General features: G+C 60.0%; 9 protein-coding genes. 1 reads left to right on the forward strand and 8 read right to left on the reverse strand.

The genetic code is table 11. From position 1 onward, the window contains the following. Nucleotide 1: 1 nt before the first annotated feature. From recJ to DXA66_RS07715, 8 genes are all read right to left on the reverse strand, one after another. Nucleotides 2-2,134 (reverse strand): single-stranded-DNA-specific exonuclease RecJ, encoded by a 2,133-nt coding sequence (gene recJ / locus DXA66_RS07680; protein ID WP_097778152.1) that lies wholly within the window; start codon nucleotides 2,132-2,134, stop codon nucleotides 2-4. Further along, the gene (locus DXA66_RS07685) at nucleotides 2,131-3,483 is read right to left on the reverse strand and encodes a 5-bromo-4-chloroindolyl phosphate hydrolysis family protein (RefSeq protein ID WP_243089055.1); all 1,353 of its coding nucleotides are present in this window, start codon (nucleotides 3,481-3,483) and stop codon (nucleotides 2,131-2,133) included. Before DXA66_RS07685 ends, recJ begins: the two co-directional genes overlap by 4 nt. A gap of 10 nt (nucleotides 3,484-3,493) precedes the next feature. Beyond that, nucleotides 3,494-5,089: an NAD(P)/FAD-dependent oxidoreductase gene (locus tag DXA66_RS07690; RefSeq protein WP_118527985.1), complete on the reverse strand. Its 1,596-nt coding sequence runs from the start codon at nucleotides 5,087-5,089 to the stop codon at nucleotides 3,494-3,496. Between the two features lie 23 nt (nucleotides 5,090-5,112). Further along, a complete protein-coding gene (locus tag DXA66_RS07695) occupies nucleotides 5,113-6,417 on the reverse strand; it encodes a YbbR-like domain-containing protein (RefSeq protein ID WP_118527987.1) in 1,305 nt (434 codons plus the stop codon). Further along, a complete protein-coding gene (cdaA, locus tag DXA66_RS07700; RefSeq protein WP_005940107.1) occupies nucleotides 6,414-7,313 on the reverse strand; it encodes a diadenylate cyclase CdaA in 900 nt (299 codons plus the stop codon). Before cdaA ends, DXA66_RS07695 begins: the two co-directional genes overlap by 4 nt. 16 nt (nucleotides 7,314-7,329) lie before the next feature. Then, complete coding sequence (gene ispF / locus DXA66_RS07705; RefSeq protein WP_371287949.1) at nucleotides 7,330-8,505, reverse strand: 2-C-methyl-D-erythritol 2,4-cyclodiphosphate synthase; 1,176 nt, start codon at nucleotides 8,503-8,505, stop codon at nucleotides 7,330-7,332. Nucleotides 8,506-8,632: 127 nt separating this feature from the next. Then, nucleotides 8,633-10,315, reverse strand: a complete 1,683-nt coding sequence (locus tag DXA66_RS07710; RefSeq protein WP_118527989.1) for a phospho-sugar mutase — start codon at nucleotides 10,313-10,315, stop codon at nucleotides 8,633-8,635. 121 nt (nucleotides 10,316-10,436) lie between these two features. After that, a complete protein-coding gene (locus DXA66_RS07715; RefSeq protein WP_180806617.1) occupies nucleotides 10,437-10,793 on the reverse strand; it encodes a hypothetical protein in 357 nt (118 codons plus the stop codon). 160 nt (nucleotides 10,794-10,953) lie between these two features. On the opposite strand from DXA66_RS07715, the gene DXA66_RS07720 reads away from it, so the two are divergent. Further along, nucleotides 10,954-12,492, forward strand: coding sequence for a YifB family Mg chelatase-like AAA ATPase (locus DXA66_RS07720; RefSeq protein ID WP_118527991.1), 1,539 nt, complete (start codon nucleotides 10,954-10,956; stop codon nucleotides 12,490-12,492). The last annotated feature ends 134 nt before the right edge of the window (nucleotides 12,493-12,626 follow it).

Here is a 12,626-nt window from a genome sequence, read left to right on the forward strand (position 1 = left end):
TTTACATTCCCTCCAAACATTTCAGGACCGGGGCATCGGCAAGGTTCTTTTTGCCCTGCGCAGGCACAAGATCCAGATATTTTGCTCCGCCCTTTTCCACCGTGGCGATCAGTCCCACCTGTTCCAGAGCCGTGACCGCCACCAGCGTTTTGCCTGTATTTTCCTCGCCCAGTTTTGCGCACAGCGGCTGCAGATCTTCTGCGTGCCAGCGGCGCGCCTGCAGCTCACGGTACACTGTGACGATATCACTGCGCTCAGGCGTAATAAGCTTTTTCTGTTCCTCGGTCAGGGGTGTGCCGCGGCGCAGCGCCGCCACAAAAGCAGCCTGCTCCGCAAGCTTTGTGCCCAGCCCTGCCGGGTGCAGGTCCAGAATGCGGCCCGAAAGCTGTGCGCCCCGGGGCGAATCGTAGACCGAAAGGTTCAGCGCAGCATCCACCACATCGCCCATGGCATAGGGCAGCTGTTCCGGCGGCATACCGAACCACACGGCATACACGCTGGCATTGCCCTGCCGCAGGCGCAGGCGGCTGTGCCTGCCCTCCGATACCGGGTATACCCCATCCAGCACGGCGTTCTGCAAAAGGAACACCGGGGTCGGGTTCTCGGCCCCATAGGGAGCCAGCTGGTCGAGCTTCCGCACACTTTCCACGGTCACACGGTCCAGATGGATGGGCAGGTCGCACTCCAGCGGGGTGGTATGCAGCACCGGGCATTCCCGTGCTGCCCAGTCGTTCAGGCGGCGGCGCAGAGCGGGCAGATTTTCTTCCCGCACCGAAAGGCCCGCAGCCATGGCATGGCCGCCGTAGCGGATGAGCAGATCTGCGCAGGCACCAATGCAGGCATGCAAATTGAAGCCCTGCACGCTGCGTCCGCTGCCCTTGCATTCGCCGTGCTCGTCGATCGTCACCACGATCACAGGTCGGCCGGTGCGTTCCACCAGCCGGGATGCCACGATGCCAATGACACCGGGGTGCCAATCGCGGCCCCACAGCAGCATCACGCGGTCTTCCAGCCGCTCCGGTTCCTGTTCCAGCAGTTCCTGCGCGGCCTTGAAGATCTGCAGCTCTGTCTCCTGACGCTTTGTATTGATCTCGTTCAGTTTATGGGCCAGCTCTGCGGCGCGGTCCGGGTCCTCACACATCACCAGCTGCAAAGCCGTAACAGCGTTGTCCATGCGGCCAGCCGCATTGATGCGGGGCGCAATGGCGTAGCTGACATTTTCTGCGGTGACCGGTTTGCCCGCAAGGCCCACCTCTTCCAGCAACGCTTCCAGACCCGGACGGTCCGTGTTCTGCAGCTGGCGCAGGCCCGCCTTGACAAGGGTGCGGTTTTCGCCGGTAAGCGGCATCACGTCCGCCACAGTACCCACAGCGGCAAGGTCGCCGCAGTAGTCCAGCATTTCTTCCGGCGGGCAGCCATCCAGTGCGGCACACAGCTTGAACGCCACGCCCGCACCGCACAGGCCCTTGAAGGGACTGGTGTCGTCCTCACGACGGGGGTCTACCACGGCAATGGCCTTGGGCAGAGTTTCCGGCGGCAGATGATGGTCGGTAATGATCAGGTCAATACCCAGTTCAGCGGCATAATCGGCTTCTTCCACAGCAGAAATGCCGTTATCCACCGTCACGATCAGCTTGCAGCCCTTATCGTGGATGGAACGGATGGCATTGCGCGAAAGGCCGTAGCCGTCGCCCTCGCGGCTGGGCAGCATACATTTTACGGTAGCCCCCATGCCCTTGAGATGCTGGTACAGCAGGGCCGTGGCCGTCACGCCGTCCACGTCATAATCGCCGAACACCACAATGGTCTCGCCCTCGTCAATGGCCCGCCAGATGCGCTCGCAGGCCTTGTCCATATCGGTGAGCAGCGAAGGGTCGCTCAATTCTTCCTCACCGGCAAGCAGGGTCAGTGCTTCGGTAGGGTCGGTGATGCCGCGGGCCGTCAGCACGCCCGCCAACAGGGCATTTTCCTTCTGCTGGGCGGCAAGGGCGGCCGCATATTTTTGCTCGCTCCACGGCTCGTCGTCCTGTGCGTTATATTCCAGTTCTTCGGTGGCCTGCTCCGCAATCGCCTGCGTCAGCTCCCGCAGCGCGGCACGGTCCAGCGGCTTCAGATTCCATGCACGGTAGGTCATTCAAAATTTCCTCCCGTCAGGCCGTCGTTGGCCAGCATTCCCTGCAGGGCAGCGATCTCAGAAGAGACATCCATCGCTACATCCGAGAGCAGCGTATCGTACAGGGTGTCGTAGGCCTGATTCAGCGTGTGAAGGATGCCCGCGATATCGCGGCGGATGGTCTCGGCGTTTTCGCCCTGCTGGCCCTGCACATCGTTGTAGGTGTGCAGCAGCTTGAGGGTGGTGGGGATATAGTATTCCGCAAAGCGGCGGGCCTTGGGCAGGCTTTCCGGGTGTGCTTCCAGCCAGTCACAGATGGCAGTGGTGGTGGTCTGCATATGGTCCAGCTCTTCGCGGCCCTGCGCATCCTGCATCAGCTGTTTTTCCTGCTGCAGCACGGCGGCAAAGCGGCGCGCCGTTTCCAGATTGAGCGGCACATCGTCTGTTTTTTCTGTCGCCGGTTCCGGCTGCGGCGGTGCCTTGGAGGCTGCGGCAGCTTCCTGCGCGGCACGGTAATCCTCAGCAGTCAGGTAAAGCTTTTCCGCTTTTTCGTCCACCCATGCACTCAGCCAGCCATTGCGGATGAATCTGCGCACCCGCTTGAGGGCACGGGCCTTTTTCTCGTCCACGGCTTCCAGCGGCAGGCCCTTTTTGCAGTCAAAGCCTTCTGCTGCCTCGGCCAGACGGAGCAGCGTCTTGCTGGCCTTCAGGCGGGATGCACCGGCAGTGATCATCCACACGAACACGGCGGTGACAGCCGCAAAGCACCAGCCGGTGATCCGCACCGCCCCCAGCGCAAAGCTGCCCATGGCTGCAGCATTTTCAGCCATAAAGCTGTCCTGCAGAAGAGCCTGCAGAACAGCCGTATTGGGCGTAAACAGGCCCGCCGCACCCAGACAGGAAACCGCCGTGATGCCAAAGATCACCGTAAACGTAATGCCGACTGCCAGCAATGCGCAGCCTGCGCTGTAGCGCTTTTTGGCACTGGCGCGGATCTCATCTGCCGGGGTCGTCTCTGCCTTGCCGAACATCTGCCGGAACCAGCCGGAAACACCTGCGGCCTGCGCGTTGATATCGTCCTCATTCAAGCCCTGTTTTTTCGTATTCTGCGCATTCTGGCGGCTGCGGTAGTATTCATCCCGGCTTCTGCGGAACGCCTTTGCCGCTTCGCCAAGGCCAAAGTTTGCAGCATTCACCGCCGCACGGCCCACACCATAGGCGCGGTCGCCAATGTCCTCCCCTTTGCCCTCAAAGCCATGGGCAAAGGCATCCGACACGGTATCGCCAAAGGCGCGCAGCTGGTCTTCCAGCTCCTGCTGCACCTGACGGCCCTCATTTTCCCTCATTGTATCGTTTTCACGATCGTTCATCAAATTCTTCTCACCCTTCTGCCGGTGCATACCGGCTGATGATGGCGCGGGCCACCCGCAGGCCATCCACGGCGGCGCTCATGATGCCGCCCGCATATCCGGCACCCTCGCCGCAGGGATACAGACCTGCCAGCTGGGTGCATTCAAAATTTTCTTCCCGCTTCAGCCGCACCGGGCTGCTGGTGCGGGTCTCAAGACCCGTAAGGATCGCTTCCGGCGCGGTATAACCCGCAATTTTGCGCTCGTAGGCGCGCAGGCCCGCCCGCAGCGTTTCGGCCAGCTCCTGCGGCAGCAGTGCACCGAGGTCTGCCGCAGCAACGCCGCGGTCATAGGTAGGCTGCACGCGTCCAATGTTCAGCTGGCCGCGCCCTTCCAGAAAGCTCTGGATGTTCTCTGCCGGAGCGGCATACTCCCCTGCACTGCGCCCAGCGGCGTAGGCTCTGGCTTCCAGTTCCCGCTGGAACGCGATGGCCCGGCGCGGATCGTCTGCAAAATCCTTGCCGCCCACGCTCACCACCACGGCCGCGTTGGCATTTTTGCCATTGCGGGCGTGAAAGCTCATGCCGTTGGTCACTACACGGCCTTCCTCGCTGGCCGATGCCACCACCTGCCCGCCGGGGCACATGCAGAAGGTGTAAACGCACCGCTCCCCCACATGCTGGGAGAGCTGATACTCGCCCCGCGGCAGAGCCGGATGCCCGGCAGCCTCGTGATATAAGCTCTTTTCGATCTCACTCTGCAGATGCTCGGCGCGGAAGCCCACGCTGAACGGCTTGCATTCCAGCTGCAGGCCGCCGTCCATCAGCATCCCGAAGGTATCGCGGGCCGAGTGGCCCACCGCGAACACTAAAGCTTCGCAGGCAAAGGTGCCATTTGTGGTAAAAATGCCGGTGAGCTGACCATTTTTCTGTTCAAAGCCGGTCAGGGCCGTGTTGAAATGCACCTCACCGCCCAGAGCTTCGATCTCCTTGCGGATAGAGGTGATCACACCGCGCAGCAGGTCGGTGCCCACATGGGGCTTCTGCTTCCAGGCGATCTCCTCCGGCGCACCGTGCTGCAGGAACACCTCGGTGACAAAACCGCACAGCTCATCGCCGATGCGGGTGGTCAGCTTGCCGTCCGAGAAAGTACCGGCACCGCCCTCGCCAAATTGAATGTTCGCATTCACATCCAGTTCGCCGGTAGCAGAAAAATGTTCCACTGCCTTTACGCGCTTGTCCAGCGCCGGGCCGCGCTCCAGCACAATGGGCTGATAGCCCTGCCGGGCCAGCAGCAGCGCTGCAAACAGGCCCGCCGGGCCAAGGCCGCACACCACAGGCCGATGTGCCAGTGGCTGGATGCCATTCTGCACCGAAAAATCCACCTTCTGCTGCAGAGAAGCATCACCACAGCGGGCTGCAAAAGCCGCTTCCTCGGCAGGTTCTTTCAGGGTGACAGCCACGGTATACACCAGCTTGGGCTGGCCGTGGCGGGCATCCACCGAGAGCTTTGCCACGCCCAGATGCTGCACCTTTCCGCGCGGGATGCGGGCGGCGTGCAGGGCTTTTTCAAATGCCTGCGGCTCTCCGGCAGAGAGCGGCAGACGGATGTTGCGAACCAGAATCATGTTATCGTGTGTTCCTTTTTGTTTCAGTTGCTTTCGATGCGGCACTGCAGCACATAGCTGCCCAGTGCAAAGATCTTGCCGTTGGAGGGCACATACAGGCGGCAGGCGATGTTCTGCTCGCCGGTCGCCACCGAGAAATCCTCGGCATCGATCTCAATGACCACCTGCTCCGGGGTCAGCGTTTCGATCGCACCCTTGGGGCCACAGAGCGTTACATTCATCAGGCGTTCGGTCTGCACCGTCAGCTGGTAGGTAGAGGGCAGGTTGACCACCTGCACGCAGGTATTGGGCAGGTTCATGGTCTTGGTGCCCAGATTGGAACAGTCAAAGCTGACCGTAATGGTGGAAATGTTATCCAGCAGATAGATGTCTGCGGGCAGGTCGATGGGCAGCTCATAGCTCTTGTTCAGTGTAAAGGTGGAAAGGTCGATATTGCCGATGGGCAGCGTGGACAGCATATCGATCTTGGCTGCCGGACCTGCCACCTTGAGCTGCTTGCGGCTGAGTGCATATACCAGCACCGAATCATCAAAATCACGCGGTGCATTGATGAAATTCACGTCCACCGGCAGCGTTGCCATCTTGTACACCTGCAAGGTCACATCCACGCTGTTCTCTTCCAGCTCCGTGTACTCAAACTTGACTTCCTTGCCGCCGGAGGTATAGAAGCGCAGCGGCGTGTTCAGCGTGACGGACTCGGTCAGTTCGCCGCTGTAGGTCACCTCTGCTGTGCAGGTAGCAACTTTATCCAGCTCACTGCTGGGGCCGGAAAGGGTGATATTCTCCTTGGAAACATCCGTACTATAAAGGATATAGCCGTCCGCGATGGTCAGGTAGTTGGTGGTAATGGTAACGGGCAGGGTCTTTTCCTCCACCACGTCAAACACCACATCCACCGTGTTGTCATTGCCTTCCATGGTCACGGTCACACCGTTCAGCAGGCCGTTGGCACCGCGTACCAGCAGGCGCAGGGTCTTTTCGCCGCTGTCGCGTACGCTGGAAAAATCCGGGTAGACCACAAAGTCGGAAGCCGTCAGCCCGCCGATGGTGTAGCCGTCGCCGGAGATCTTCAGGTTCACGGTCTTGTCCTGTGCGCTGACGATGCTCAGGCCCCGGGAGGTGTAAGCAGCGGAATCGTAGGTATAATCCACCGGCACATTGTAAATGGTGTTGGTGGTGCCGGGCTGGACGATGATCGTGACCACCATCCATGCAACGATGGCGCCCAGCACCGAAAGTGCCAGCCGGATGCGGCGGTCGTCCAGAATGTTTTTCTTATGGGCGACCGCAGGCTTTGCGCCATTTTTCTTGTTGGGTTCGTTGTTCATTGCGCATCGTCCTCCTTCTGGCTGACCCATTTCCACAGACGGTCCAGCTGACCGCGCCAGCCGCTGACCGTCGTCTTTTCGGTGGTGGTCTCCTTAGGGATCATCTCATCCACCAGACGGGTATACAGGGTCTGGCGGTCAAAATGGCGGATCAGCACGCCGTTCTTTGCCATGGAGATGATGCCGGTCTCCTCGCTGACCACGATGGCGATGGCGTCGGAATTTTCGGCAATGCCAAGGCAGGCGCGGTGACGGGTGCCCATATCCTTGCCAAGATCCAGATTGTTGGAAAGCGGCAGCACACAGCCCGCGGCTTTGATGCGGCCATTCTCAATGATGGCAGCACCATCGTGCAGGGGCGTGCCCTCGTAGAAAATGGTGCCCAGCACTTCCAGATTGACCGCACTGTTCACCGGCGTGCCGGTGCGCACGATCTCCGAAAGGTTCGTGTGGCGTTCCAGCACAATCAGTGCACCGGTCTTGGTCTCAGAAAAGCGCTCTGCCGCATCGCAGATGGCAATGATGGCGCTGCGCCATGCACCTTTCAGGCTGGGATCGTTATAGCGGCCTTTGACATTGAACAGCTTGGCGGCCCACTGGTCGGTCTGGCCCATGCGCTCCAGCGCACGGCGGATCTCTGGCTGGAACAGCACCACCAGCGTCAGCAGGCCTACCTGCAGCAGTGAGTTCAGCAGCCATGTAACGGTACGCATGTTCAGCGTTTCTGCCACCAGATAGACGGCCATCACCAGCAGCGCACCCTTGAACAGCTGGCCGGCGCGGGTGCGGTTGACAATGCCCAGCAGCTGGTAAATCAGGAAGGAAATGATGATGATATCCAGCAAATCGACCAGTTTGAAGGTCTGGAAATTTGCAATGATCGCGTTCAGAGTCATTGGTACACGCTCCCGTTTACAGTGTTTCGATCAGGGCAACAGCGTGGGCGGCAATGCCCAGCCCCTCACCGGTAAAGCCCAGATGTTCCTCGGTGGTGGCCTTTACACTCACGGCATCCACCGGCAGGCCGAAGGCATCGGCCAGATTCTGGCGCATGGCCGGAATGTACGGCGCAAGCTTGGGCCGCTGACACAACAGCGTCGCGTCGATATTTTCAATGCGGAAGCCGTGCTCCTTTAAAATTTCGGCCACACGGCGGGCCAGCTTCAGGCTGTCGGCACCGGAGTAAGCCGGGTCATTGTCCGGGAAATGCTGGCCGATATCCCCCAGCGCAGCGGCACCCAGCACAGCATCCATCACCGCATGGGCCAGCACATCTGCATCCGAGTGGCCCAGCAGGCCTTTTTCAAAAGGCACTTCCACGCCGCCCAGGATCAGCTTGCGGCCTTCCACCAGACGGTGCACGTCATAACCATGTCCAATGCGCATTTTGTGTTCCTCTTTCTGATCCGGGCGGGGCAAGTCCTCGCGGGTCGTGATCTTATAATTGGCGTAATCGCCCTGCGTCAGCTGCACGGCGCGGCCGGTCAGCTCGAACAGGCTGCAGTCGTCGGTGACAAGGCGGGCTTTTTCGGCATCCAGCTCTTCCAGCGCAGCAAGGTACTCTGCGCGGTCAAAGCACTGAGGGGTCTGCACCGCATACAGGGTGCTGCGGTCGGGCGTTGTGTACACAAGGCAGGCATCCGGCACGGTCTTTCCGTTGCCGCGCGCTGCAGCCTTGATGGTATCCTTTACCGGTACGGCAGGTGCAGCTGCGCCGCACCTGGCCGCTGCTTCCAGCGCTGCTGTGATGACGGCCTGACTGACGAAGGGTCTTGCCGCGTCGTGCACTGCCACAAGCTCCCCTGCTGCCGCCAGCACGCCGTTTTTTGCGCTCTCGGCGCGGGTGGTGCCGCCCGTTACGATCTGCACAGGCTTTGTGCAGTCTGCTGCCTGCTGCTCCACAAAGGCGCGGTTCTTACCGGCCACCAGCACGATCTCCGTGACAAGCGGGTCCTGTTCAAACGCGCGGATGCTGCGGTGCAGCACGGTCTCGCCGCCCAGATCAAAGCTGAGCTTGTCAAAGCCCATGCGTGTGGAAGACCCCGCCGCCACCAGCACTGCGGATACTCTCTTTTCCAATTTCTTCACCTGCCCAATTCCTATAGTAAGCCATATTTTATTATAGCGTATAACTTCCCAAACTGCAACCAATATTCTACAGCAAAAATGCCCCTCTGCACACAGCAGAGGGGCACAAACTTGTTCTTGATGGAGTTTACTTCAGGATCGGCTCAATGGCAGCAGCCAGAGCATCCTTCTGTGCCTGTGCTTCAGCCAGATCCTTGCCCAGAGTGGTGAAGTAGGTCTTGATCTTCGGCTCCGTGCCGGAGGGACGCACCACAACGGTAGCGCCGTTTTCCAGTGTGTAGATCAGCACGTTTGCAGCGGGCAGGCCGGTCTCCTCGGGCTTCTTGTAGTCGGTCACCTTGACCACCTTGTGGCCAGCCAGCTCGGCGGGCGGGTCATCACGCAGCTTCTGCATGATGGAAGCCATCTTCTCCATGCCGGTCAGGCCGGGGAACTCGAAGCTGTCCACCTTGTTCAGGTAGCGGCCATACTGTTTATAGATCTCTTCCAGACGCTGCTTGATGGAGGAACCGATGCTGCGGTAGTAAGCGGCCATTTCGCAAATCAGCATGGAACCGATGACGGCATCCTTATCGCGTACATAGGGGCCGGCCAGATAGCCGTAGCTCTCCTCGAAGCCAAAGATGAAGCGGTCCACCTCACCGGCAGCTTCCAGATTTGCGATCTGGTCGCCGATCCACTTGAAGCCGGTCAGCACGCTGCGCATTTCCACGCCGTAGTGTGCGGCAATGGCATCGGCCAGAGGAGTGGATACGATGGACTTGACGGCCACCGGGTTTTTGGGCATGGTGCCCTTCTCGATGCGGCCTGCGCAGATGTAATCCAGCAGTAGAGCGCCCATCTCGTTGCCGGATACCAGCTCATAGCTGCCATCCGGGCACTTCATGGCAATGCCCACGCGGTCGGCATCGGGGTCGGTGGCCAGCATCAGGTCGGCACCAGTCTTGGTTGCCAGCTCCAGACCCAGCTTCAGAGCCTCGAAAATTTCGGGGTTCGGGTAGGAGCAGGTGGTAAAGTAGCCGTTGGGGTACTCCTGCTCGGGCACGATGGTGATATCGGTGATGCCCATATCGTTCAGCACATGAGTGACAGGCACCAGACCGGAACCATTCAGCGGGCTGTACACCAGCTTCAGGCCGGCAGTCTTGCACAGGCCCGGGCGCACCTGACGGGCCTCAATGGCATCATACAGTGCCTTCTTGCAGTCGTCGCCCACAAAGCGGATCAGTCCCTGCTCCACGCCCTCGGCAAAGGAGATGTACTTTGCACCGGTCAGCACATCCGTCTTCTGGATCTCATCGTACACGATGGCAGCAGCATCATCGGTCATCTGGCAGCCATCCGGGCCGTAGGCCTTGTAGCCGTTGTACTTGGCCGGGTTGTGAGAAGCCGTGACCATGATACCAGCATTGCACTGGTAGTAACGGGTAGCAAAGCTCAGTGCAGGCACAGGCATCAGAGCATCGTAAATGCGCACCTTGATACCGTTTGCCGCCAGAACGCCTGCGGCGGTCTTGGCAAAGATATCGCTCTTCAGGCGGCTGTCGTAGCTGATAGCCACAGTCTGGCTGCCGCCCTGAGTCTTGACCCAGTTTGCCAGACCCTGCGTGGCCTGACGCACAACATAGATATTCATACGGTTGGTGCCAGCGCCCAGAACGCCGCGCAGACCAGCGGTGCCAAACTTCAAAGCCACAGCAAAGCGGTCCTTGATCTCGTCATCATTTCCCTCGATCTTGGCCAGCTCCGGCTTCAGATCAGCGTCTTCCAGCTCTGCAGCCATCCAGCGCTTATATTCATCCAAATACATCTTGCACACCTTACCTTTTGTAAATTTTTCCGCAAAAAGAACAGGTTTGGTTAAACCTACTTATAATATAAACTCTCCGCATCCATGTGTCAATTGCGTAATCTGCAACAAGATTTGCAGTTCAAAACCGGCATATGGCACAAAATTCCAAGTTTTTCCCGGTAAAGTCGGGAACTGTCCCGGCCTCGCCTGCATTTTCCAGCAGTTCATAACTCTGGCCTGCATCGTCCAGAACGTCCAGCCACTGCTCCAAACCGACGCTGTTTTCACACAGGTAGCGCAGCAGCTGCATTGCCCGGGCAAAACTGTCCTGCAGCAGCACCGCGCTGCGGCGCACCCGGCCATCCTGCTCCTGCCGCAGCTCCATTACAACGCCCTGCGCAGCGGCGGCGCCGCAATATACAAGGGTGTGGGCATGCTGCAGCCCTTCCAGTTCTGAATATGTACGGATATAGCGGCAGTATTCTTTGCTCATCATGGAAAACTCTCTCCTCTCTATCGCATTGACATCTTTCCTGCCCTTTACTATAATGAATTTAGAAGTATTTTTGTGTCGAAGTATGGCATAATCATCCATTATTTTCCACTTTTGCCAATTCTTTTCCGTCATATCATCCGCTGGGATAAGGGAGAACAACATGTATTCTGTTACCAGAAGCTTTGGTCTGAACGGCCTGAGCGGCTTTGCCGTGGCAGTGGAGGCCGACATTTCCGGCGGTCTGCCCGCCTTTTCCATCGTGGGCCTGCCGGATTCCGCTGTGCGTGAAAGCGCCGACCGTGTGCGCGCCGCCATCAAAAATCTGGGCTTCAAGTTCCCGGACCGGCGCATTACCATCAATCTTGCCCCGGCGGATGTGCGCAAGACCGGCCCGGTGTACGACCTGCCGCTTCTGCTGGCAGTGCTCACTGCCAGCGGCCAGCTGGAGGATGTGCCTGCCGACGCGGCATTTCTGGGCGAACTGGCACTGGACGGCACCCTGCGGCCGGTTTCCGGCGTGCTGCCCATGGCGCTGGCTGCAGCAGAAAATGGCACCCACGCCCTGTATGTACCTGCCGAGAATGCCGCTGAAGCAGCCGAGGCCTGTGCCGACAGCATGGCCGTCTACCCCGCCCACACGGCACGCGAAGTTGTAGATGCCCTGCGCGGCATCTCCCCGCTTGCCCCGGCGGCTGTTGTTCCCTTTGACCCTGCAGACGCCTGGGCACAGGTGCCGGATTTTGCGGACGTGATGGGACAGTCGCTGGCGCGGCGGGCTATGGTCATTGCTGCCGCAGGCGGACACAATGTTTTGCTCATTGGCGCACCCGGCACCGGCAAATCCATGCTGGCAAAGCGTCTGCCCGGCATCCTGCCGCCGCTCACCCGTGAGGAAGCCGTGGAGACCACTAAAATTTATTCCATTGCAGGGCAGCTGCCGCAGGGCCGGGGCCTGATCTCTGCACGGCCTTTCCGCAGTCCGCACCACTCGGCCAGTGCCGTAGCTCTGGCTGGCGGCGGCGCACAGTTCCGGCCCGGCGAGTGCAGCCTTGCCAACTGCGGTGTGCTGTTTTTAGACGAATTGCCGGAGTTCTCCCGCGAGAGTCTGGAAGTGCTGCGCCAGCCGCTGGAGGACGGCCAGATCACCGTGAGCCGCGCGGCAGGCAGTGCCACCTATCCCAGCCGCTTCCAGCTGGTAGCCGCCATGAACCCCTGTAAGTGCGGCTACTACGGTCATCCCACCCGGCAGTGCACCTGTTCGCCCAGTGCTGTACGGCAGTACCGCAGCCGTGTGTCCGGCCCGCTGCTGGACCGCATCGACCTGTGCGTGGAGATGGACCCCATCGCCTTTGACGAGCTGCACGCCGTCGCCCCTTCCGAGAGCAGCGCCGATCTGCGCAAACAGGTGCTTACCGCCCGGGCCATTCAGGCAAAGCGCTATGCCGCCCCGGGTTTTGAGGGTGTGCTCTGCAACGCCCAGCTCACCGCCGGGCAGGTGCGGCGCGTCTGCCGCATGACCCCTGCCGCCGAGCGGCTGCTGCGCGCCTCCTACGACGCTTTGGGCCTTTCCGCCCGCGCCCATGACCGTATCCTGCGGGTGGCCCGCACGGTGGCCGATCTGGCAGGCAAACAGCTGCTGGACGAGGACTGTGTGCTGGAAGCCTTGCAGTACCGGGCACAGGAAAAAGTGGAAGTATAAAAGCCTTTCCGTCTTTGCTTCGCAGCTCTGCCTTCCCCGAAAAGGGAAGGTCTTGTGTGGTTTACCGTTACGCGCAAAAAAAGCCATCTGTATCTTTCCAAATGCTCAATACGAGCAGGAGATCACAGATGGCT

This window comes from Faecalibacterium sp. OF03-6AC (genome assembly GCF_003478175.1).
GTDB lineage: Bacteria > Bacillota > Clostridia > Oscillospirales > Ruminococcaceae > Faecalibacterium > Faecalibacterium taiwanense.